General features: G+C 56.2%; 24 protein-coding genes. 12 read left to right on the forward strand and 12 right to left on the reverse strand.

Features of this window, described 5'->3' with window-relative positions:
• Positions 1-17: 17 nt before the first annotated feature.
• Positions 18-1121 (reverse strand): 3-isopropylmalate dehydrogenase, encoded by a 1104-nt coding sequence (leuB, locus tag ACR0CW_RS16620; protein ID WP_480743429.1) that lies wholly within the window; start codon positions 1119-1121, stop codon positions 18-20.
• Between the two features lie 91 nt (positions 1122-1212).
• Between leuB and ACR0CW_RS16625 the strand changes: the two genes are divergently transcribed.
• Complete coding sequence (locus ACR0CW_RS16625) at positions 1213-1740, forward strand: redoxin domain-containing protein (protein WP_155146778.1); 528 nt, start codon at positions 1213-1215, stop codon at positions 1738-1740.
• A 6-nt stretch (positions 1741-1746) separates the two neighbouring features.
• Here ACR0CW_RS16625 and ACR0CW_RS16630 read toward each other — a convergent pair whose 3' ends face one another.
• Complete coding sequence (locus ACR0CW_RS16630; protein WP_480788645.1) at positions 1747-2640, reverse strand: LysR family transcriptional regulator; 894 nt, start codon at positions 2638-2640, stop codon at positions 1747-1749.
• A gap of 83 nt (positions 2641-2723) precedes the next feature.
• On the opposite strand from ACR0CW_RS16630, the gene ACR0CW_RS16635 reads away from it, so the two are divergent.
• Positions 2724-3650, forward strand: coding sequence for a Rossmann-fold NAD(P)-binding domain-containing protein (locus ACR0CW_RS16635; protein ID WP_480788646.1), 927 nt, complete (start codon positions 2724-2726; stop codon positions 3648-3650).
• Here the strand turns inward: ACR0CW_RS16635 and ACR0CW_RS16640 are convergent.
• The 7 genes from ACR0CW_RS16640 to ACR0CW_RS16670 all read right to left on the reverse strand — a co-directional run bounded on the left by ACR0CW_RS16640 (position 3647) and on the right by ACR0CW_RS16670 (position 9467).
• Positions 3647-4681 (reverse strand): endonuclease/exonuclease/phosphatase family protein, encoded by a 1035-nt coding sequence (locus tag ACR0CW_RS16640; protein WP_480788647.1) that lies wholly within the window; start codon positions 4679-4681, stop codon positions 3647-3649. The genes ACR0CW_RS16635 and ACR0CW_RS16640 overlap by 4 nt on opposite strands.
• The gene (locus tag ACR0CW_RS16645; protein WP_480788648.1) at positions 4678-5508 is read right to left on the reverse strand and encodes a hypothetical protein; all 831 of its coding nucleotides are present in this window, start codon (positions 5506-5508) and stop codon (positions 4678-4680) included. The genes ACR0CW_RS16640 and ACR0CW_RS16645 overlap by 4 nt, the downstream gene beginning before the upstream one ends.
• A 310-nt stretch (positions 5509-5818) precedes the next feature.
• Positions 5819-6424, reverse strand: a complete 606-nt coding sequence (gene leuD, locus ACR0CW_RS16650) for a 3-isopropylmalate dehydratase small subunit (protein ID WP_480788649.1) — start codon at positions 6422-6424, stop codon at positions 5819-5821.
• A 42-nt stretch (positions 6425-6466) separates the two neighbouring features.
• Positions 6467-7018 carry an HdeD family acid-resistance protein gene (locus tag ACR0CW_RS16655; RefSeq protein ID WP_155146770.1) on the reverse strand — a complete coding sequence of 184 codons (552 nt, stop codon included), beginning with the start codon at positions 7016-7018 and terminating at the stop codon, positions 6467-6469.
• 142 nt (positions 7019-7160) lie between these two features.
• A complete protein-coding gene (locus ACR0CW_RS16660) occupies positions 7161-7808 on the reverse strand; it encodes a class I SAM-dependent methyltransferase (protein WP_480788650.1) in 648 nt (215 codons plus the stop codon).
• Between the two features lie 104 nt (positions 7809-7912).
• Positions 7913-9316 (reverse strand): 3-isopropylmalate dehydratase large subunit, encoded by a 1404-nt coding sequence (gene leuC / locus ACR0CW_RS16665; protein WP_170336592.1) that lies wholly within the window; start codon positions 9314-9316, stop codon positions 7913-7915.
• Between the two features lie 43 nt (positions 9317-9359).
• The gene (locus ACR0CW_RS16670) at positions 9360-9467 is read right to left on the reverse strand and encodes an isopropylmalate isomerase (RefSeq protein WP_155146764.1); all 108 of its coding nucleotides are present in this window, start codon (positions 9465-9467) and stop codon (positions 9360-9362) included.
• A 120-nt stretch (positions 9468-9587) separates the two neighbouring features.
• Between ACR0CW_RS16670 and ACR0CW_RS16675 the strand changes: the two genes are divergently transcribed.
• The 4 genes from ACR0CW_RS16675 (at position 9588) to ACR0CW_RS16690 (ending at position 12466) form a co-directional block, all read left to right on the forward strand.
• Complete coding sequence (locus ACR0CW_RS16675) at positions 9588-10940, forward strand: mechanosensitive ion channel family protein (RefSeq protein WP_480788651.1); 1353 nt, start codon at positions 9588-9590, stop codon at positions 10938-10940.
• 164 nt (positions 10941-11104) lie between these two features.
• Positions 11105-11464, forward strand: coding sequence for a ribosome silencing factor (rsfS, locus tag ACR0CW_RS16680; RefSeq protein ID WP_058276550.1), 360 nt, complete (start codon positions 11105-11107; stop codon positions 11462-11464).
• A 44-nt stretch (positions 11465-11508) separates the two neighbouring features.
• Positions 11509-11979 carry a 23S rRNA (pseudouridine(1915)-N(3))-methyltransferase RlmH gene (rlmH, locus tag ACR0CW_RS16685; protein ID WP_480788652.1) on the forward strand — a complete coding sequence of 157 codons (471 nt, stop codon included), beginning with the start codon at positions 11509-11511 and terminating at the stop codon, positions 11977-11979.
• Between the two features lies 1 nt (position 11980).
• Positions 11981-12466: an NAD(P)H-dependent oxidoreductase gene (locus tag ACR0CW_RS16690; RefSeq protein WP_155146760.1), complete on the forward strand. Its 486-nt coding sequence runs from the start codon at positions 11981-11983 to the stop codon at positions 12464-12466.
• Between the two features lie 3 nt (positions 12467-12469).
• On the opposite strand, the gene ACR0CW_RS16695 is transcribed toward ACR0CW_RS16690, so the two are convergent.
• Both ACR0CW_RS16695 and ACR0CW_RS16700 read right to left on the reverse strand, forming a co-directional pair.
• A complete protein-coding gene (locus tag ACR0CW_RS16695; RefSeq protein ID WP_480788653.1) occupies positions 12470-12817 on the reverse strand; it encodes a hypothetical protein in 348 nt (115 codons plus the stop codon).
• Positions 12818-12853: 36 nt separating this feature from the next.
• Positions 12854-13564 (reverse strand): DUF599 domain-containing protein, encoded by a 711-nt coding sequence (locus ACR0CW_RS16700; protein ID WP_480788654.1) that lies wholly within the window; start codon positions 13562-13564, stop codon positions 12854-12856.
• Between the two features lie 81 nt (positions 13565-13645).
• On the opposite strand from ACR0CW_RS16700, the gene ACR0CW_RS16705 reads away from it, so the two are divergent.
• From ACR0CW_RS16705 to ACR0CW_RS16730, 6 genes are all read left to right on the forward strand, one after another.
• Positions 13646-15094 (forward strand): FAD-linked oxidase C-terminal domain-containing protein, encoded by a 1449-nt coding sequence (locus ACR0CW_RS16705; protein ID WP_480788655.1) that lies wholly within the window; start codon positions 13646-13648, stop codon positions 15092-15094.
• Between the two features lie 41 nt (positions 15095-15135).
• Positions 15136-16236, forward strand: a complete 1101-nt coding sequence (locus tag ACR0CW_RS16710; protein WP_480788656.1) for an FAD-binding protein — start codon at positions 15136-15138, stop codon at positions 16234-16236.
• A 4-nt stretch (positions 16237-16240) separates the two neighbouring features.
• Positions 16241-17563 carry a glycolate oxidase subunit GlcF gene (glcF, locus tag ACR0CW_RS16715; RefSeq protein WP_480788657.1) on the forward strand — a complete coding sequence of 441 codons (1323 nt, stop codon included), beginning with the start codon at positions 16241-16243 and terminating at the stop codon, positions 17561-17563.
• A gap of 119 nt (positions 17564-17682) precedes the next feature.
• On the forward strand, positions 17683-18474 hold the full coding sequence (locus tag ACR0CW_RS16720) for a trypsin-like serine peptidase (RefSeq protein ID WP_480788658.1): 792 nt from the start codon (positions 17683-17685) through the stop codon (positions 18472-18474).
• 80 nt (positions 18475-18554) lie between these two features.
• Entirely contained in the window at positions 18555-19289 is a 735-nt protein-coding gene (locus tag ACR0CW_RS16725) for a trypsin-like serine peptidase (protein WP_480788659.1), read from the forward strand.
• 125 nt (positions 19290-19414) lie between these two features.
• A complete protein-coding gene (locus tag ACR0CW_RS16730) occupies positions 19415-19882 on the forward strand; it encodes an Hsp20 family protein (protein WP_170336612.1) in 468 nt (155 codons plus the stop codon).
• Positions 19883-19977: 95 nt separating this feature from the next.
• On the opposite strand, the gene ACR0CW_RS16735 is transcribed toward ACR0CW_RS16730, so the two are convergent.
• Positions 19978-21225 carry an Hsp70 family protein gene (locus tag ACR0CW_RS16735; RefSeq protein WP_480788660.1) on the reverse strand — a complete coding sequence of 416 codons (1248 nt, stop codon included), beginning with the start codon at positions 21223-21225 and terminating at the stop codon, positions 19978-19980.
• Positions 21226-21295 lie beyond the last annotated feature (70 nt).

Here is a 21295-nt window from a genome sequence, read left to right on the forward strand (position 1 = left end):
GCTGCCTGCCTATTGGGTCAGAGACTTTCGTTCAGCGCATCAACGATCGCATCGCCCATCTCTGTGGTTGAAACAGGCTCGACACCCTCATCCGCCAGCAGGTCACCGGTGCGAACGCCATCAGCCAGAACTTTCTCGACGGCGGCTTCTAGGCGATCTGCCTCTTCACCCTGATCAAAGCTATAGCGCAGCGCCATCGCAAAGCTGAGGATACAGGCGATTGGGTTCGCCTTGCCTTGACCAGCAATGTCCGGAGCGGAACCGTGTACGGGCTCATACAGCGCCTTTGGTCGACCATTGGCCATCGGTGCGCCCAGCGAGGCGGATGGCAGCATGCCCAGCGATCCGGTCAGCATCGCGGCGCAGTCAGACAGGATGTCACCGAACAAGTTGTCGGTCAGGATCACGTCGAACTGCTTGGGTGCGCGAACCAGTTGCATCGCGCCGTTGTCGGCATACATGTGAGACAGCTCGACCTCAGGATAATCAGCCGCGACACGATTCACGACTTCGCGCCACAGGATACCTGATTCCATCACATTGGCTTTTTCCATCGAGCAGAGCTTTTTGCCCCGGCGCATGGCTAGTTCGAAAGCCGAACGTGCTGCGCGCTCGATCTCGGATTCGGTGTAACGCTGGGTATTGATGCCCACACGCTCGTTGCCTTCTTCGAAGATGCCACGCGGCTCGCCGAAATAAACACCCGAAGTCAGTTCGCGCACGATCATGATGTCCAGACCGGCCACCACATCCTTTTTCAGCGACGAGAAATCGGCAAGCGCGTCAAAGCACTGAGCCGGACGCAGGTTCGAATACAGGTCCATTTCCTTGCGCAGGCGCAGCAGTCCGCGCTCGGGCTTGAGGCTGAAGTCCAGATCGTCATACTTCGGTCCACCTACGGCACCCAGCAGAACAGCATCTGCCTCTTGCGCCTTGGCCATGGTCTCGTCCGATAGTGGCTTACCATGGGCATCATAGGCTGCACCGCCTACGAGGTCCTCGCTCACGTCAAATTGAAGTCCGCGATTGGCGCCGAACCAATCGATGATTTTGCGCACTTCGGCCATAACTTCCGGGCCAATTCCGTCTCCGGGCAGGATGAGGAGCGAGGGGTTGGACATGAAGGGTCTCCTTGCGTTTTACAGCAAAGGCCCTAGCGTCTGCGCCGCATCGGGTCAATGAGACGATCCGGCCAAAACACGAGGAAAACACATGTTGATACCGGGAAATCCCGTTCCTGAACTGAAAATCGAAACCGTGGCACATGGCAGCTTTGATCTGGATGCGGACAAAGGTGAAAACGGGACGCTGGTGATTCAGTATCGCGGCCTGCATTGCCCGATCTGTATCCGCCAGATGGGTGAGGTCGAAGCGGCGTTGGATGACTTCGCGGATCTGGGCATCGAAGTGATCGTGCTGAGCACCGACACTGCCGAGCGCGCGGCCGAAACAGTCGAGAAGGCGGGCACTTCGCGTTTGCGTGTCGGGCACAGCCTGCCATTAGCGGCGGCGCGAGATGACTGGGGCCTGTACTTGTCCAAGGGTCGTGAAGGTACGGCTGAGGCGCCATTCTTTGCGGAGCCGGGACATTTCTATATCGCACCTGACCGGTCGCTTTATTTTGCGTGGCAGCAATCGACCCCGTTTGGCCGCCCATCCATCGCCGACATCAAGGGTGGAATTAAATACGCGCTGGACAACAAGTATCCCCCGCGTGGCACGTACACAGGCGCGCTCTGAATACGCTCAGAGGCTGGCCTTCAACCCTTCAGCCAGTAGATCCCAGACCCTGCGTATGCGTGGGGTCTGGCGCATCGCCTGAGGCGCAGCAAGCCAAACGGGCAGAATAGGGATATCGACATCCAGTTGCAGGATTTCTACGTCCGGATCAGCCTGGGCGACCTTTACCTGACTGAAGCCAATACCGCAGCCTGCCCGGACCAGTTCCCAATATGCGCTTTGCAGATCGCATCGCGTGGCAAAGCTGTCCTTGCCAACAGGCCATCCCTTTTCGCGCATCTTTGAAATGATCTCTTCGTTGGCGTCGAATCCGACGAGATCATGGTCAAACAGTTCCTGAGGTGTCGTCGGGCGCCCGGCGCGGTCCAGATAGGATATAGCAGCACAAAAACACAAAGGAACATCCCCAAGATAGCGAGAGATGATATCCATCTGTTCCGGACGATACATACGCACGGCGATGTCCGCTTCGCGATAAAGCAGGTTCTCTGTCACATCTGTCGCGACAAGTTCTAACTGTATCGCGGGTTCTTGTTTACGGATCTCGGCCAGAATCGGGGGAAGCAAATGATGCGAGGCGAAAACCGAAGCTGTGATCCTGACAGACCCTTCGAGTTGTTGGGATTGCCCGGCGGCGGTCAGGCTGAAAGCGCTCATTGCTTCGTGCATTTGCTGCGCCATTGGCAATAGCTGCGTACCCACCTGACTGAGTTTCAAGCCCCGGGCATGGCGGTCAAAGAGAGAAACACCCAACTCGCTTTCAAGGATTTGAATCTGGCGACCCAGCGTGGGCTGGCTGCGCCCAAGCTCTCGGGCAGCTGCTGACAGCGATCCGGAATCTGCAACCGCAAGAAAACTTTGGATCAATGACCAGTCTGAGAGAGTAAGTGTTCTGTCCATACACAGATGAATACATGATCTGCGAAATTCGACAATTCCCCAAACCTGATGAATGCCTAAGTTCGAGGCAAAAGGAGGGCGTCATGACTCAATCAGTTCTTATTCTGGGGGCCTCTGGCCGGTTTGGCCGGAATGCCGAAGACGCATTTCGCAGCGCCGGTTGGGACGTACGCCGTTTTGATCGCAAGACCGACAATCTGATGATGTCCGCGCAAGGTGTGGATGTGATCGTGAATGGCTGGAACCCGCTTTACCCCGATTGGGCCAAAATGGTGCCGGACCTGCACCGGCAGGTGATCGAGGCTGCCTCAGCCAGTGGCTCCACAGTGATCGTTCCGGGGAATGTCTATGTCTTCGGGGCCGAGACGCCCGGACCATGGTCGGCATCTACACCCCATATGGCCACCAACCCCCTTGGGCGGATCAGGATCGATATGGAGGAAGCCTACCGCGCCTCGTCGGTTCGCACCATTGTTTTGAGGGCCGGAGACTTCATCGACACTACAGCATCGGGAAACTGGTTCGATCAGGTCATGATCAAGCAGCTTGCACGTGGCCGGTTTGTGTATCCCGGTAACCCCGAAATTCCTCATGCCTGGGCCTACCTGCCCGATCTTGCGCGTGCGGCTGCTGCACTGGCTGAGATGAGGGCGGAACTGCCACGGTTCAGTGACGTTCCATTTGCGGGTTACACACTGACAGGGAACGACTTGATGCGTGGGCTTTCACGGGCCACCGGTAAAGAGCTAACATTGAAGCGCATGCAATGGTGGCCTCTTCGGCTTGCCCGCCCATTCTGGCGGTTAGCTCCGCATCTGCTTGAGATGCGCTATCTTTGGGATGTTCCGCATCGACTGGACGGGAGTTTTTTTGACGAGCTGGTTGGCGATTTTCAATCGACGGATCTGGAGGTCGCCTTGTCGACCTCAATCCCCCCCATTCTGCAACCAGCAGATGGTTTGTCACCGAACAGGCCCCTGAAAGCAGAGGTGGTGAAGCAGGCGCACTAGTTTTGTCGGATTGATAGGTCGACCCAGATCAGGCGATGTCTGCTTGCAGTGGCGGCAGTCTCGACCTGTTTCCCTGTCTCATCAGTCCAGTAGATCCCCGAACGCTCCACCTGCCAATCGGCTGAAGGCAGTACATAATCAACGCGCATTTCGCCAACGCCTTTCCAGATCACCGTTGTTGCAGACCCCTTTGAATCTCGGGGTTCAGGATCCTGCAATCGCGGATCGGCCAAGAGATTCCGGATTGCGCCTTTGTGACCATCACCTTGGTTGGGGTCGAGATTCGCATCCCCGGCGATCACAAACCGGCCGGCTGGGGCTGTACCAATATCGCCATCAAGCAAAAGCGACCAAAACCGGATCTCATCCCGGTTGCGCAAGCCGTTTCTATCCTCAGGTCCGTCAAAGACCGGTGGGCTGGCGTGAAAGGTCATCAAGTCAAACCTGCCCCCGGGCGCATCAATTGGTATTACCCAATGCGCTGTTGATGAGAGCCGCTGGATCGATTGCGCCTGTTCAGATGGAAACGGCAATCCGTCTGAGACCGGAAGCCGGGCGCCAGGCACATCCCTCCAAAGGGTCGTTGAATAATCAGCGATATCGTCTGTCAGGATTGGGAAGCGCGAGAGTACAGCCAAACCACCTTGGCCGGTAAACCGCCCCCAACCCTGCGCGTCACCCGGTCCCTCGGATTTGCTATCACCATCCAGATCAACGCCTGTGGCTGATCCCGAATTTGGCTGCGCTGAAAAGCTGTAGGCATAATCCAGTCCCGCAGCTTTGAGTTTTGCAGTTAGCGCTGTGAGGGCGAGATTGTTGTAGTCCCAGTCTATACCCTGCAACGCGACTACATCGGGCTGCATTGCTGCAAGGACACCGACAACAGCTATGACCTGCGGATCATCACGTTCAATATCGCGCAGTAGCACACCAGGCCCATCGCGGCTGAGTTCAGTGTTAAAGCTTGCTACGCGCAGGGGGTCCGCCTGTGCCGCCAGGGGCAGCAGCAACAGGATCAGGTACCGGATCATGCAGTCTGAGTTGTCTCGGCAGTAGAATAGGCGCGGCGCTTTTCGACGATCAAACCCGCAATACGGAGCGTTGCCATGCCGCGCATGATCATGCTGGCGGGCAGGAAGGCCCAGGCGCTTAATGTCCAGATCAGTGTTTGTGGATTACTTAGCGACAGGGGGTCTACATAGTCGGTTGTAATCTTGATCAGCGCCGGAATCAGGAAAGGCAGCAGAACGCCAAGCGAAATGTTCAGTTTTCCATCCCTGCGCAGACGCGTGACCACGTCTCCACCTTTGGTCGGGTCGAAAAGCGGTAGATTGGTCCAGACATTGAACGCGCCATTTCCAACTGGCCAACCGCGCATTTTTACCGCGTATGCAAAGCTGGCGATCGTCACCAAAGCAGCCACATAAGCGACGCTGGCAGAAATCCGGACCAATTCAATCAACGGCTGACTTGCACCTGCGGGCAACATCAATACCACCAATCGAACGGGTGAATACGGAAAGTCGACCACGGCAGCGACGGCCAGGCCAACGGAATAAATCGAACTGGTCAAATCTGTCGGAGCGTAGGCGTTTTTACAGATGAGCGTCAGGAACGACACCATCGACATCAGCCCGACAAAACGCAGGCGATTCACCGGGGGCGCATCACGGAATTCAATAAAGCTGGGAAAGGCCGAATTGTATTCAGCAAAAGTCAGGATAAACGCGAGGATGGCGAGAAAGACAACAATCTCGGTCCCATTCGACGTCGATGTCGGGAGATACAACGCAGGGGTGAGCACAAGAAGTGCCACCAATAATCCGCGTATCGCCGCCCCCGTGGTGCGTGCAATCACTATCCGAACCCTTTCAAACTGGACTAGTCGATTCTTCGCCGACTTCGTTCCAACTTGTGCCCATCATTTCGACGGTTGCCAATTTAGCGCCAACACTGGCGGTTATCCGCTCAAACCTCAAGCCAAGCGGCAGGAAACACCTGATTTCGGGCAAAATGATGGCAAAACTGGTGCGGCTTTGCATCATTGATGACGCATAGATGACGTGTATTCAGAATGCACCGCTACATGTTGTGGTTGCTTATATTTTACACCCAAGAATAAGAAAAGGGCCGCCTAAGCGACCCTCTTAAGTTGTATATGCCAAGAATCAAACCCAGGGACGGGCCTGACTTGCATGATCTTCAAACTTGTCGATGTGGTGATCTTTTTCCATCGTCAGGCCGATATCATCCAGACCATTCAGCAGGCAGTGTTTGCGATGCGGGTCGATCTCAAACTCGATCACGACGCCATCTGATGTAGTGATCTGCTGATCTTCCAGATGCACGGTCATGCGGGCGTTCTCGCCCTTGTGGGCGTCGTCCATCAGGATCACATGGTGCTCTTCCTCGACCACGATGGGCAGGATGCCGTTCTTGAAGCAGTTGTTGAAGAAGATGTCAGCAAAGCTGGTCGAGATTACGACCTTGATGCCAAAGTCCTTGATTGCCCAAGGGGCGTGTTCCCGTGATGAACCACACCCAAAATTGTCGCCGGCCACCAGAATCTCGGTATTGCGATAAGCGGGTTTGTTCAGAACAAACTCCTCATTCTCGCCGCCATGATCGTGATAGCGCATCTCGTCAAACAGCACGACGCCAAGGCCGGACCGTTTGATCGTTTTCAGGTGTACTTTCGGAATGATCATATCTGTGTCGATATTGATCAGCGGCATTGGGGCGGCCACCCCGTGGACTTTGTCAAACTTTTCCATATTCACACTCCTGCGGGAGAGGGCCGCGCCCATGCCCCGCGTTTAAGCTTCTTTCGCTTCTGTCGTTTCGTTAGGTGCGTTTTTGACGAAGAACGCCATGAAGACCAAACCGAACCCGTTGAACAGCATCTCGATGCCCAGCAAAATACCAAGAAGCTGGAACAGTACCGCAGGTTCTTCTGCGGCATAACTCCAGATGATACCTGCGAGGATGATCGACAAGATGCCCGAGATCAGTGTGGGCCAGAAAAAAGACGTTCCGCGCATCTGAAATGAGAGGAAGATCCGGGCAATACCGCCTGCCATGAACAGGATCAGAACCACCGTCGCCAGCGTCAGTGTGCCTTCCAGTGGGTTATCGAGGAACGACCACCCGAGAAACAGCATTACGGCACCCATGATGAAGGACAGGATCTTATTTCCCGTACCTTCAACGGTGAAGCCGCCAACAACCTGCAGCACGCCTGATATCAGCAGCAGCACGCCAGTCACCACTGTTACTGCAATGGATGCAACAACAGGTGCGCCCAGCACAAAGATGCCAAACGCTATGGATAGTAGCCCCAGCAGGAGCCATTTGACCCAATCACTCATTTCAGTCTCTCCCTCAAATATCTAGATATGAGGGTAGCTTACGTTAGATTCGATGTTTCTGCCAACCATCCTTAACTCTCTCTTGTATCGTCTCGCGCCATCACGCGGGCTGCAATGTCGATTGGAGTGACTTAGCACATCTTCACCTGAGCCAATTGCGCACTCGGGTCACAAATCCCGGAGGGTTCGGGTCGGGTTTTTGCACGACAAAAACATCCCGAAACTCCCCCAGTACGCCGATTCTGGCGTCGTTCAACCTGACCTGACGCACCGATGCACCCGGCGCCCAGTTCAGGATCAGGCTGGACAGGTCGTTGCCAAAGTGGAACGTCACCGCGGCGCCTTCATTGTCGATCGGATTGCCGTGGTACTCTGGCTCGAACAGATGCTCCACACCATCTTCCCTGATCCAGGCGCGCCTCTCTGTCGTGGCTTTGGTTTCATAAACCGGGGTGGTGAAAATTATGAACCCTCCAGGCTTCAGCGTTCGCATCATTTCGGTAAAACATGCACCGGGATCATTCACATGCTCCAAAACGTCCAAATGGCAGTGAATGTCGATCGAGTTGTCCTCAAAGGTCAGTTGCTCAAGATTTTCCGACTGATACCGACCATTCTTCTGACCGCGCGGCACATCCGAATAATAGTGCGAGCCGATATAGCCGGGGGCTTCTTTCATCATCCGAACTGAAATGCCTCGTTCGGCAGGTGAGCATTCATGGATCACCATGGAACGCCAGTCCGGAATGAAGTGGTGAAGGCACCAGGCCAGCGCACGTTCTCTCGGCAAGGATCCGCAATTTGAGCACAGAAGAAAATCGCGCAGCCAATCGTGTTCTGAACGAAATTTTGACGGTTGCTCGCAGATCGGGCACGTCCCTGCAAACACGTGCGTCATATCAGAGTCCGTACGTCTGTCAGCCGTCCTGTGATTGCCGCAGCGGCAGCCATCGCGGGGCTCAGCAGATGGGTGCGTCCGCCCCGGCCCTGACGGCCTTCGAAGTTGCGGTTCGAGGTCGCGGCACAGCGCTCGCCCGGTTGCAACTGATCGGGGTTCATCGCCAGACACATCGAGCATCCCGCCAGACGCCATTCGAATCCGGCCTCTTTGAAGATTTCGGCAAGGCCTTCTTCTTCGGCCTGAGCGCGAACAAGACCCGAGCCCGGCACGACCATGGCGCGCAGACCGTCCTTGATCTTTTTGCCCTTAAGGATTTCAGCCGCAGCGCGCAGGTCTTCGATACGACCGTTGGTGCAGGACCCGATAAAGACGGTGTCGATCTCGACATCGCTCAGCTTCTGACCGGCTTCCAGACCCATGTACTCGATGGAACGGCGGGCCGCGTCGACCTTGCCGCCTTCGAAATCATCTGGATGAGGCACGGTTGCGGTGATCGGCAGCACGTCCTCGGGGCTGGTACCCCAGGTGACGACGGGTGCGATGTCTTCGCCGCGCAAGGTGATGACCTTGTCGAAATGCGCGTCTTCGTCGGTATAGAGCGTTTTCCACCAATCCATCGCCGCTTCCCACTGGGCACCTTTCGGTGCATGGGGACGGCCTTTGACATATTCAAAGGTGGTCTCGTCAGGGGCGATCAGGCCCGCGCGTGCGCCGCCTTCGATCGCCATGTTGCAGACGGTCATGCGGCCTTCCATCGACAGATCGCGGATCGCTTCGCCGCAATATTCGATGACGTAGCCGGTGCCGCCAGCAGTACCGGTCTCGCCTATAACGGCCAGAGTGATGTCCTTGGCGGTCACGCCCGGCTGCAGTTTGCCGGTGATTTCCACCTTCATGTTTTTGGACTTCTTCTGGATCAGAGTCTGCGTGGCCAGAACGTGTTCAACCTCGGACGTACCGATACCATGGGCCAGCGCACCAAACGCGCCGTGGGTGGCGGTGTGGCTGTCGCCACACACAACGGTCATGCCGGGCAGGGTCCAGCCTTGCTCGGGGCCGACGATGTGGACGATGCCCTGACGCACATCATGCACAGGGTAGTAGTGAATGCCAAAATCCTTGGCGTTCTTATCCAGCGCTTCGACCTGAATGCGCGATTCCGGGTTTTCGATCCCGTTCACCCGGTCAGGTGTGGTGGGCACGTTGTGATCCGGGACGGCGATGGTCTTTTCCGGTGCACGTACTTTACGACCCGCCATGCGCAGGCCTTCAAAGGCCTGTGGGCTGGTGACTTCGTGCACCAGGTGGCGGTCGATATAAAGCAGGCAGGTGCCATCATCGGCTTCGTGCGCGACATGGGCATCCCAGATCTTGTCATAGAGCGTTTTGGGGGACATAGGTCCTCTCCCGTATGTAATGAGAAATAGCTGGCGAGGTGGCTCAGGCCGCCGATAGGCGGGCCAGGACCGTGCGGGCAGCCCCAAAGAACCGTTCACGCAACCGCGCGCGGTCTTCCAGATTCTGGAGTTGGGCCACATTGAGTCTCATGCGCCTCAGATATATCGCAGCTTCGCGTCAATCAAGGATCAATCCCGCATACGTGTAGACCGGTAGCTTGGGCTTGCATCAGGGCGCATCGGTCTCCAAGCTAACCAGCAGGAGATGCGCATGAACCAGGATCTGTTGCCGGAATCGCTGTCTGATCTTTATGAAAACATGGCTTTGGCCTTTTCCTCGCAGTTTGAGAACCTGATTGAACTGGTCGTGACACCGGGGTGGCGACAGTACCAGTTGATCATCATCCTGTTCTTATGGGCGCTGGCATTCATCCTGAGACTGCTGACGCAAAAACGATGGGAGGCCTGGGCGCGCGCGCGCACGGGCTGGCCGAAATGGCGGTTGCGGACACTGGTCCAACTGATGCGTCGCCTGACACTTGTCTATTTCGTGATCCTGTCCTGGGGGCTGTATCTGGTGATGCAGCAAGTCACCTGGCCGTCACGCAGCTATCTGATCGGCGTGTTTGCAACCTTGGCGGTGGCCTGGCTTGTCATTGCAATGGTGGCTCGGCTGGTGCGCAACCGAACACTCAGACGGATATTCAAGTGGTCGATGTGGATCTATGCAACGCTGGTTGCGTTGAATCTGACGGACGATGTGGCCGACTTTTTGGATGGAGTGGCGATTTCGGTTGGCGACCTGCACATTTCAGCACTCGGCATCATCAAGGCAGTACTGCTGATCGGAATACTGCTGACGCTTGCCCGGCTGGGCACGCGCGCTGCAGAACGCGGATTGAAGGGCAATGACGACATCACCCCATCTATGCAGGTTTTGCTGGCCAAGGGCATTCAGGTGCTTCTGTATGGCGCGGTTTTTCTGGCTGCAATTCGCACCCTTGGGTTTGACCTGACCGGTATTGCGTTGTTGTCCGGTGCGATCGGTGTGGGCATCGGTTTTGGCTTGCAAAAAGTGGTGTCGAACCTGATTTCCGGGATCATCATCCTGATGGATCGGTCGATCAAGCCGGGCGACGTGATCTCGCTGGGCGACACGTTTGGCTGGATAAATGCGCTGGGCGCGCGCTATGTCTCAGTGGTGACGCGGGACGGGCGGGAGTATCTGATCCCGAATGAGGATCTGATCACAAATCAGGTTGTGAACTGGTCGCATTCAGACCGTTTTGTGCGGCTCGATTTGGATTTCGGGACCAGCTATGACGACGATCCGCATCAGGTGCGTGCAACCGCGATCCGGTCGGTAAAAGCCGTCACGCGCGTGCTGAGCGGTGGAACGCATGAGCCGGTCTGCCACATCACCGGATTTGGCGATAGCAGCGTGGACTATGTTCTGCGGTTCTGGATCAGCGATCCAACCAAAGGGCTGACCAATATCCGCGGCAATGTCTATCTCGCCCTCTGGGACGCTTTCAAAGAAGAAGGTATCTCTATCCCCTTCCCGCAGCGAGAGGTTCGGCTGTTGTCCGACGACGCAGTCGCGCAACAGATCGCCAAAGAGTGACTGCGCGTGCGGACCCAGAAGCGTCCGTTCATTGAAATGTTGCATTCCCCTTGTTACCTTATTAGTACCCCGGCGCCGGGGTTTCATGGCGCGCAGCAAAGGAGGACTATGTCCTGTCTCTACATACACAGGCGGGTTTGCCCGCCGAAGATGGGGCCGGTGTAATGGCCCACTCTCAGTCAATCAGCGACAAGCTGCTTGAACGCATCCTTTCCTCACTTTCCGATGACAAGGCCGAAGACGTCGTGCAGATCAACCTGCAAGGTAAGTCTTCTGTTGCGGATCACATGGTGATTGCCTCGGGTCGGTCGACCCGTCAGGTCTCGGCCATGGCGGAAAAGCTGACGGATCGCATCAAGCAGGAATTCGGTTTCACCTCGAAGGTCGAAGGCAAGGATGCCGGCGACTGGGTGCTGATCGATACGGGCGACGTGATCGTCCATATCTTCCGCCCCGAAGTGCGTGAATTCTACCAGCTGGAAAAGATGTGGCTGCCTCAGGGCGGCAGCGCCTCAGCCAACTGAGGCGTCATCCCGGCCTGCATTAACAGGCCGGCGGCGAGAGAAATATGCGTATCAGCATTTGTGCGGTCGGGCGATTGCGTGCCGGACCGGAGAAGACCCTGCTTGATGATTATCTGACCCGATTTGACCGGACCGGCCGTGCGCTGGGCCTTGGTCCTGCGCGGGTGATCGAGGTTGAAGACAAGAAAAATGCAGGTATGGGTGCCGAGGCCGCGTTGCTGCGCAAGGCGCTGCCCAAGGGTGCAGTGATTTGTACGTTAGATGAACGAGGGCAGGTGATGTCCTCGCCGGATTTTGCCAAGAAACTGGGTGGCTGGCGTGATGCCGGGCGTCAGGATTTGGCGCTGATCATCGGTGGCGCGGACGGAATAGACCCTAGTCTGCGGGCAGAGGCGGATTTTTCCATCTCATTCGGATCCATGGTCTGGCCCCACATGTTGGTCCGTGTGATGCTGGCCGAGCAACTTTACCGGGCCGCAACCATCCTTTCCGGCGGTCCCTACCACCGGGTCTGACATGTCGCAGCTTTTGATTGTTTATCACTCACGTACGGGCGGCAGTCGGCAAATGGCTGAAGCAGCGGCCAAAGCTGCGCAAGAAGAAGCGGATACTGTTCTAAAGCCTGCGGATCAGGCCGGACCAGAAGATTTGCTGTTGGCGGATGGGTACATCTTCTGTGCACCCGAAAATCTTGCTGCCATTTCCGGTTTGATGAAGGAATTCTTTGACCGCAGCTACTATCCCGTTTTGGGCAAGATCGAAGGCAAACCCTACGCGCAAATGGTCTGCGCAGGTTCAGACGGCGAGAATGCGGCCCGTCAGATTGCGCGGATTGCGACAGGCTGGAGGTTGAAAGAAGTACAGCCACCGCTGATCATTTGCACACATGCACAAACGCCGGAGGCGATTCTGGCGGAAAAGAAAATCCGGAACGACGAGCTTGAGAAATGCGCAGAGATCGGAGCAGCCTTAGCTGCGGGTCTCAGTCTGGGCGTGTTTTGAAGATCAGTTAAGCTGCACCAGCGTTGTTTCGGTATCCCATCCGTCGACACTGCAACGGGCTTGAATCTGTACCTGAGTTATGCCGTCCGGAATGGTGACTCCACCCAACGAACGCGTAAAGGGCTGCTCATTCTCATGCGGATGATGCAGGACACGCATACCTAGTTCATTCCCATCCATGTCCAGTACCCGCCAGCCGTCGGCATAGTGATCCCAACCCGTATCGGGATGGCGGATCGTGACATCGAAACGCCAGGTGTCTCCACTACGGCTGGCTGAAACGTTTTCGATCACGGACGGATCGGCAAGGGCGGGGGTCGCGAGCAAGGCGCTGAGAATCAGATAACGCATAGTCTGCAACCTACGGATTCAGGTGCGAAATGGCGATCACGTCTCTGTGTTCGGAGGCATGCTCATCAGAATGCCGCGGGAATGAGAGGCAAATTCGCGTCGATAAAGCACACCAAGCGTGATGAGTGTCGTGAGTATCAAAGCAAGAGGCCCCAAAATCCAAGCGATGGCAGCTAGGGCAAAATAAGTGACACGCAGGGCACGATTAAAGCTGCGGGCAGCTGTCACACAGATTTCGGCTGCCTGTGCTGCACGGGGATAGGCCTGCGGATCTTCGGGATCATTTGGAACAGCAGCCATAATTACTGCGCAATAACCGAACAGCCGATGCGCCCATACGTATTTGAGAAATGCGTTGGACAGAAACAGCACCACAATCAGGATCTTTATTTCCCAGACCATTGCCGGGGCGCTGCCAATTGCAAGGTCTTGCGCAACCCCGGCGAGGCGCTCGGTATTGCCCAGCAGTGCGAGGCCACCACCAATCGCAATCATTGTTGTCGATGCAAAGAACGTGCTGCCCTGACGCATTGCCGCAACAACCTGAGCATCAAACATCCGCGGTTGCCGGGTGACCATCTCTTGCATCCAGCCCCTGCGGAAGTCGTCCATCATCATGGAAACCGAGGGTTTTTGTGCGGTCGGGTTCTCGATACGCCAGCCAATTCCCTGCCATGCCAGCAAAAGCAGCAGGATGGCCAGATAATCGAGTGGTGAAAACAACAGGGCGCGGTCGATCCAGGTCATGAGCGCGACAGTACGTCCTGATGTGAGAACTTGCCAGATGAAGAAATTGGTAATATTATTTTACCAAATGGAGGATCAGCCATGGAAATGCCGCAGCCAAATCCTGACGTGATCTCGCGTAAAAGCGGGGTGATCGCGCGTCTTCAAAAGGTTTTACCAGTTGGCGCGGTGATCCATGACGAGGCCGAGACGCGGGCTTATGAGTGTGATGCGCTGACAGCTTACAAATGCGCGCCAATGATCGCGGTTTTGCCTTCGACCACGCAGGAAGTCTCGGATGTGCTGCGTATTTGCCATGAAGAGGGGGTACCAGTCGTACCGCGAGGTGCGGGTACTTCATTGGCCGGCGGTGCTTTGCCAACGGTGGATTGCGTGATTTTGGGCGTCGCTCGCATGAATGAGGTGCTGGAAGTGGATTATGACAATCGCTTCATCCGGATTCAAACCGGACGCACCAACCTCAGCGTGACCGGGGCGGTTGAAGAAGAGGACTTCTTTTATGCCCCTGATCCGTCATCGCAGCTTGCCTGTGCGATTGCGGGGAACATCGCCATGAACTCAGGTGGCGCACATTGCCTGAAGTATGGTGTGACGACCAACAACCTGATGGGTGTCACAATGGTCATGATGGATGGCAGTGTGGTCGAAATCGGTGGCGCACATCTGGATGCGGGTGGGTTGGATCTGCTGGGAGTGATTTGCGGTTCTGAAGGACAGTTGGGCGTCGTAACCGAAGCAACGCTGCGCATTCTGCGTAAACCCGAAGGGGCCAGACCTGTCCTTATGGGTTTCGATGACAATGAGGTGGCAGGGCAATGTGTCTCTGACATCATCAAATCGGGTATCCTGCCTGTGGCAATCGAGTTCATGGATCGTTTGTGTATCCAGTCCTGCGAGAATTTTGCGCATGCCGGTTATCCGGATTGCGAAGCACTGTTGATTGTAGAGGTCGAAGGGTCAGAGGCTGAGATTGACAGCCAACTGGCAAAAATCGTCGAGATCGCCAGGCGGCACAATCCTGTCGAGCTGCGGGAAAGTCAGTCGGCCGAGGAAAGTGCACGTATCTGGTTGGGCCGGAAATCCGCCTTTGGCGCCATGGGGCAGATCAATGACTACATGTGTCTGGACGGCACGATCCCGGTGTCCTCGTTGCCAGCAGTCCTGCGCCGTATCGGTGAATTGAGCGAAGAGTATGGCCTTGCAGTGGGTAACGTGTTCCACGCAGGTGATGGCAATATGCATCCACTGATCCTGTTTGATGCCAACAAGCCTGGCGATCTGGAAAAATGCGAAGCCTTTGGCGCCGAAATCCTCAAGCTTTGCGTTGATGAGGGCGGATGCCTTACGGGTGAGCATGGCGTCGGCATCGAAAAGCGGGATCTGATGTCCCACCAGTACACTCAGCAAGACCTTGAGGCTCAAATGGTAGTCAAGGACGTGTTTGATCCGAAGTGGTTGTTGAACCCGGCCAAGGTGTTTCCGCTGGATGCATCTGAGACGCGCCGCGCTACGCGGATCGCTGCGGAATAGTCTCTCCCTCTCCCAGAGCGTTTTGGAAAAGATGAACAGATATGAGACCTGATACTGAGGCCGAATTGGCCGAGCTGGTGGCCGGGCAGAACGAACCGGTGCGGATCGTCGGGGGTGGAACGCGTGGTATTGGCGGTCCCGAAACAGCAATCAACACCACAGGCCTGAGCGGCATCACTCTCTACGAACCCGGGGCGCTGACGCTGGTTGCAAAGGCAGGCACTCCGGTGGTCGAGATTGAAGACGCGCTTGCGGCTGAAGGTCAGCAGCTAGCCTTTGAACCGATGGATCATCGCGGGTTACTGGATGCGGCAGGCGAGCCAACTATTGGTGGTGTCGTTGCAGCGAATATCTCTGGCCCACGCAGAATACAGGCGGGGGCCTGCCGGGACTTCCTGCTCGGCGTTCGGTATGTCGATGGAATGGGGCAGGTGATCAAGAATGGTGGCCGGGTGATGAAAAACGTCACCGGCTATGATCTGGTCAAGCTCATGGCGGGGTCTTGGGGTACGCTGGGTGTATTGTCCGAAGTTTCACTGAAGGTTTTGCCGAAACCTGAGGCCGCAGCGACTATTGCGATCCGGGTCACCGATGCCATGACCGCTGTGCGCGCTTTATCAACCGCCCTGAAATCCCCTTACGAAGTGAACGGCGCAGCCTATGATCCGAAAGCCGGGTTCGCCTACTTGCGAGTCGAGGGATTCTCGGACTCGGTCGCCTATAGGGTCGGACAGTTGCAGGCGGAGCTATCCGATATTGGTGAAGTGGCACCAGTTGAGGCTTCCGATGATCTCTGGCGTGCATTTCGGAATGTTGAGTCTTTTCAGGGTGCTGATGAAGACGTCTGGCGAATTTCAGTCAAGCCCGGTGACGCCCCTGAAATTGTTGCCCGGATCGAGGCTGAGAAAACACTGTTTGATTGGGGTGGCGGGCTGATTTGGGTACTGGTGCCGAAAGGCAGTGATCTGCGTAGCCGGCTGGGGACGTTCGACGGGCATGCAACGATTGTACGGGCCGATGATCAAACCATTGAAAGGCTAGGGCGCTTTCAACCAGAGACTGCTGGAGTCGCGGCTTTGTCAAAAGGATTGCGGCAGCGCTTTGATCCGCGTGGTCTCTTTAATCCGGGGCTGATGGGATAGGGCAATGCAGACGACCTTTACCGAAGAGCAGTTGCAAGATCCCGCCATTCAGCGGTCCAACGAGATATTGCGCAATTGTGTGCATTGTGGGTTTTGCACAGCCACCTGTCCCACCTATCAGGTGCTGGGAGACGAATTAGACAGCCCACGTGGCCGCATCTATCTGATCAAGGATATGCTGGAAAACGAGCGTGTGCCGGATGAAAAGACGGTGAAACATATCGATCGTTGTCTGTCTTGCCTGTCTTGCATGACGACATGCCCATCCGGCGTGCACTATATGCATCTGGTCGATCACGCGCGCGAGTACATTGAGGCGAACTACAAACGCCCGTTTACGGATCGCGTACTGCGTTGGGTTCTGGCGCAGATCCTGCCTTATCCGATGCGGTTTCGGTGGGCGCTGATCGGAGCCAAACTGGGGCGCCCCTTCCGGTTTCTGATGCCGGATGCGCGCTTGCGGGCAATGCTGGATATGGCGCCAAAGACTATCCCTCCGGTAAGTCGAAACGACGATCCGCAGAGTTTTGCAGCTGACGGACCGCGCATCAAACGCGTTGCTCTGATGACGGGGTGTGCACAAAAGGCATTAAATACCGACATCAATGATGCAACGATCCGATTGCTGACTCGACTGGGGTGCGAAGTGGTGGTCGCCGAAGGAGCCGGGTGTTGTGGGGCGCTGACACACCACATGGGTAAAACCGACGACAGTCATGCGGCAGCCGCGGCCAATATCAAGGCCTGGGCAAGGGAAATGGATAGTGCCGGACTGGATGCGATTGTTATTAACACCTCGGGCTGCGGAACCACGGTCAAGGATTACGGCCACATGTTTCGGAACGATCCCCTCGCCCAAGACGCGGCACGGGTTTCCGCTATTGCGATGGATGTCAGCGAGTTGTTGATGCAGCTGGAAATGCCACAAAGTAGCGACAAGAACATGACCGTCGCATATCACGCGGCCTGTTCGCTGCAACATGGTCAAAAGATCAAATCCCACCCCAAAGATCTCCTGAAACGTGCGGGTTTCATGGTAGTAGAGCCTGCGGATAGCCATCTCTGCTGTGGCAGTGCAGGCACCTACAATCTGATGCAGCCAGAGATTTCATCGAAGCTCAAACAGCGAAAAGTAAAGACGCTGGAGGCGAAAAACCCGGATGTCATAGCGGCAGGCAACATTGGGTGCATGATGCAGATCGGCTCGGGCACCGATGTGCCGATCCTGCACACTGTTGAATTGCTGGACTGGGCATTCGGCGGGCCCACGCCAAGTGCCTTACGGCAAGGAAATGACAGCGCATCAGAGGTGCCAATCCTGCGCTGACATAGCTGATGCAGTCGCGCATCAGTTGTTTGCCAAAACAGCCCATGTTTCCTTCGCCCTATTTTCGCCCAACGCAGCGCATATGAAAAATGGCTTGCATTGAATGGCCGGAGAACCGCGTGCGTAACTGGATCAGGGCCTTCGCGCTGAGTATGCTGCCCATGGCAGCGATGGCGCAGGACACGGGGCTGAAAAGCCTTGAAACCACCGATTCCGGGCGGGCGTGGATGGCTGTCGGACGGCTTGAGATTGATGGAATCGGATTTTGTACCGGAGCATTGATTTCGCCAACGCTGGTTCTGACTGCAGCACATTGTTTGTTCGACAAATCTACCCGTCAGCGGATCGATCCGGAACAGATCGAGTTTCGGGCAGGTTGGCGCTTTGGTCGTGCTTCGGCTTACAGGGCCGCGCGTCAGGCTGTTATTCACCCGGAGTATCACTACGATCAGGAAACCTCGACCATGCGCGTTCGCAACGACATTGCGTTGATCGAGCTCTGGCAACCGATCAGGAACACCACGGTTATTCCGTTTGAAACGGGGGACTGGCCCCGTCGGGGCGAAGAGGTTGGTGTCGTCTCTTATGCTGAAGACCGGGCCGAAGCGCCGTCTCTGCAGGAAGTATGTTCGGTTGTGACACGGCAGGCGGGTGTTCTGGTGATGTCGTGCAACGTGAACTTTGGCTCCTCCGGCGCTCCGGTTTTTTCGCTGTCTGGTGAGCGTCCGCGCATAGTGTCAGTCGTTGCAGCGATGGCGCGGATGGAAGGGCAGCGCGTGTCCCTTGGTACCGCACTGGAGGATTCGCTGCAGATACTCAAGTCAGAACTGTCCGCAGGACGAGGTTTTGGAGCGTCTTCAAGCTCAGGCGAGCCACGCAAGAATATAGGGGCGAGATTTATCAAGCCATGATCCGTTTTGTTTTTAGCTTTTTTCTTTGCATTTCATTGCTGGCCACTGCGTCCCTAGCCCAAACCGGTAACAAACGCAGATTGACCGACCGGGATGATCTGTATGGCTGGGAAGCGATTGGCCGACTTGATATCGGCAAGCAATCCTTTTGTACCGGCACACTGATTGCACAGGATCTGGTGCTGACCGCCGCGCATTGCGCCTTGGACAAAAAAACCGGTAAGCCCTATGTCCCCGGTGAGGTGACTTTCCGGGCCGGTCTCAGTGACGGAGAGGCGCTGGCAGAGCGCAAGGTCGTGCAAATAGCAGCTCATCCGGATTATGCAGCTAACGCGCCGCTGTCGCCCGAGAGCATTCGGGCAGATGTGGCGTTGATGCGGTTGGAACAACCGATTCCATATTCAATCGCCAACCCGTTTGCGTTGCACAGTGGCAGGGTAGCCGGAAACGAAATCAGCATTGCCTCATACGGGCGTGGGCGGTCCGAGGCGATCACCCGCCAGCGGTCCTGCCGAATTCTTGAAAGGCGACAGGGACTGATCACTTTCGATTGCGACATCACCTTTGGATCCTCGGGGTCGGCTATTCTGGCCAAGAACGGACCTCGCTGGCAGATTCTGTCGGTTGTTTCGGCAGTCTATTCGGATGGGCGTCGCAAGGTTGGTTTTGGTATGGAGTTGGCCGACATCGTTTCCGGCCTCAAGGCGGATATGCGACGTGATGCGCCCAAACCCAAGGCCTCGATCCGCCGGCTGCAGGTGGGATCGGGAAAGTCCAGTTCCGGGGCAAAATTCATCAGTTCCGGCGGGTCTTGAACTCAGTCAGATTGCTACCCATGTGAATTGTACCGGATCGCCACAAACGGGGTCCGGTATTCATCACCGCCCGTCCGAATGGAGGGCAAGACATCGTTAATCGCTCAAGAATGAGGATACGAAACATGCGTAGTTTTGATTTTGCACCGCTGCACCGCGCCACTATCGGTTTTGACCAGATCGCCGACATGATGGACCGTGTTCTGACCAATGACGTGGCTCAGCCCAGCTATCCCCCATATAACATCGAAAAAACCGATGCTGACACCTACCGTATCTCGGTTGCGGTCGCCGGTTTTTCGGAATCCGATCTGTCGGTCGAGGTGAAGGAAAACTCCCTCGTCGTTTCAGGTAAGAAAGCCGCCGAAGACAAAGAGCGCAGCTATCTGCACCGTGGCATCGCCACCCGCGCGTTCGAGCGTCGTTTCGCACTGGCCGATCATGTGCGCGTCACCGGCGCCAGCCATGAGAACGGCATGCTGCACATCGATCTGAAGCGTGAAGTGCCCGAAGCACTAAAGCCGCGCCGGATCGAGATTTCTTCGGAAAAGGCGATTGAAAAGGACGTCGTCGACGCCAAAGCCGTCAACTAAGGCGGCAAACGCAGAAGCTGCGGTAATCGCTTCCTCCCAAGGTTACCGCAACGCCCCGTGCTCCTCCAGGCGCGGGGCGAAATTCGTTTCGGCTGCTAGCGGTTGGCCGCGATGGACAACCCATCCGTGACGGCGGTGAACACCTCCGAAAATGTATGCTGCGCTTCGGGAAAAACGGTTCTGAGCGTTCCTGCGACAGTCGACATCAGGCTGGATCCGCCGACATAGACGATACGATCGACCTGTGCAGCGTTTACACCTGCAAGCTGCAGGGTTTCTGAAACACCTTCGGTCAGCTTCTTTGAATGTGTTTCGAGTATTTGGTCCAGTGCCTCTGGTGCGACGGGTACAGTCAGATTTCGCTCGATCTGGTCCAGTTCAATCATCGGGCGGGAGTCGTGGTTGTTGGCCGCGATCTTGCCGTGCTCGACAGCAAAGGCAAGCTCGTGGCCCAATTCGTCCCTGAGGACGGTGGAGAGGCGCGCCAGCTTTCCGGGTTCTTCGGCCAGCCGAACCATCTCATCCGCCATGCGCTGGTTCTGCGGCGTGTAGAGAAATGGAATCTTCTCCCAGGTGGCAAGATCCCCGAAGATCGCGGCAGGGGCAGGTGTTGTACCCGGGCCGATCACCTTGCGCAGAAGCGTTCCTTTGCCCAGCAGGGGCATGACCAGATCAACGCTGATCGACCGGTCGAAATCCGTGCCACCAATGCGAACACCGTGATTGGCGAGAATTTCAATGCCCTCGGGGCGTGAGCGAAACAGGGAGAAGTCGGATGTACCACCTCCGATATCTGCGATTAGTCCGATCTGGTCCGGGTGATCTAATGCGCCGCTGGAAATGGCTGCCGCAACGGGTTCGGGCATGAAGTCGATATGCTTGAAGCCTGCCGCAAGATAACACGCCCGCAAATCTGCTTCGGCCTGATCTTCGCGGGGATCGCCGGTGCCATGAAAAACAACCGGGCGTCCCGATAGCACTGCGTCGATTGGGCGGCCGGTCTGGGTTTCAGCGCGGGTTTTGATCTGCTTCAAAAAGCGCGAAATGATATCGACGAATGTCACGCGCTCATTCAGTATCTGACGCTTTTCATGCATCAGGCTGGTGCCCAAGACGCGTTTGAGCGCACGCATGAAACGTCCTTCGGCGCCATCAAGCAATGCCGCGTTTGCAGGCTCTCCAATCAGCGTATTCCGGGTTTCAAAATCAAAGAAGAATGTGGTGGGCAGAGTGAATTGCCCAGCTTCCATTTCAACAAGTTGCGGTTTTCCATCGACCAGATAACCCGCTGCCGAGTTGGAGGTTCCAAAATCAATGCCCAATACGGGGTCATGATGTGCCATGCCCGAATCCTCCCGATGAATTTTGCGAAAGGCGCCTGTTTATGGGCATGTAAAAAAGGCGTCAAGCGGG

It is taken from the genome of Ruegeria sp. CH6 (genome assembly GCF_056537005.1).

Bases quoted from the DNA above. Each gene is read 5' to 3' on its own strand.
- leuB (WP_480743429.1), bottom strand. From the start codon at position 1,121: ATGTCCAACCCCTCGCTCCTCATCCTGCCCGGAGACGGAATTGGCCCG.
- ACR0CW_RS16625 (WP_155146778.1), top strand. From the start codon at position 1,213: ATGTTGATACCGGGAAATCCCGTTCCTGAACTGAAAATCGAAACCGTG.
- ACR0CW_RS16630 (WP_480788645.1), bottom strand. From the start codon at position 2,640: ATGGACAGAACACTTACTCTCTCAGACTGGTCATTGATCCAAAGTTTT.
- ACR0CW_RS16635 (WP_480788646.1), top strand. From the start codon at position 2,724: ATGACTCAATCAGTTCTTATTCTGGGGGCCTCTGGCCGGTTTGGCCGG.
- ACR0CW_RS16640 (WP_480788647.1), bottom strand. From the start codon at position 4,681: ATGATCCGGTACCTGATCCTGTTGCTGCTGCCCCTGGCGGCACAGGCG.
- leuD (WP_480788649.1), bottom strand. From the start codon at position 6,424: ATGGAAAAGTTTGACAAAGTCCACGGGGTGGCCGCCCCAATGCCGCTG.
- ACR0CW_RS16655 (WP_155146770.1), bottom strand. From the start codon at position 7,018: ATGAGTGATTGGGTCAAATGGCTCCTGCTGGGGCTACTATCCATAGCG.
- leuC (WP_170336592.1), bottom strand. From the start codon at position 9,316: ATGTCCCCCAAAACGCTCTATGACAAGATCTGGGATGCCCATGTCGCG.
- ACR0CW_RS16670 (WP_155146764.1), bottom strand. From the start codon at position 9,467: ATGAGACTCAATGTGGCCCAACTCCAGAATCTGGAAGACCGCGCGCGG.
- ACR0CW_RS16675 (WP_480788651.1), top strand. From the start codon at position 9,588: ATGAACCAGGATCTGTTGCCGGAATCGCTGTCTGATCTTTATGAAAAC.
- rsfS (WP_058276550.1), top strand. From the start codon at position 11,105: ATGGCCCACTCTCAGTCAATCAGCGACAAGCTGCTTGAACGCATCCTT.
- rlmH (WP_480788652.1), top strand. From the start codon at position 11,509: ATGCGTATCAGCATTTGTGCGGTCGGGCGATTGCGTGCCGGACCGGAG.
- ACR0CW_RS16690 (WP_155146760.1), top strand. From the start codon at position 11,981: ATGTCGCAGCTTTTGATTGTTTATCACTCACGTACGGGCGGCAGTCGG.
- ACR0CW_RS16695 (WP_480788653.1), bottom strand. From the start codon at position 12,817: ATGCGTTATCTGATTCTCAGCGCCTTGCTCGCGACCCCCGCCCTTGCC.
- ACR0CW_RS16700 (WP_480788654.1), bottom strand. From the start codon at position 13,564: ATGACCTGGATCGACCGCGCCCTGTTGTTTTCACCACTCGATTATCTG.
- ACR0CW_RS16705 (WP_480788655.1), top strand. From the start codon at position 13,646: ATGGAAATGCCGCAGCCAAATCCTGACGTGATCTCGCGTAAAAGCGGG.
- ACR0CW_RS16710 (WP_480788656.1), top strand. From the start codon at position 15,136: ATGAGACCTGATACTGAGGCCGAATTGGCCGAGCTGGTGGCCGGGCAG.
- glcF (WP_480788657.1), top strand. From the start codon at position 16,241: ATGCAGACGACCTTTACCGAAGAGCAGTTGCAAGATCCCGCCATTCAG.
- ACR0CW_RS16730 (WP_170336612.1), top strand. From the start codon at position 19,415: ATGCGTAGTTTTGATTTTGCACCGCTGCACCGCGCCACTATCGGTTTT.
- ACR0CW_RS16735 (WP_480788660.1), bottom strand. From the start codon at position 21,225: ATGGCACATCATGACCCCGTATTGGGCATTGATTTTGGAACCTCCAAC.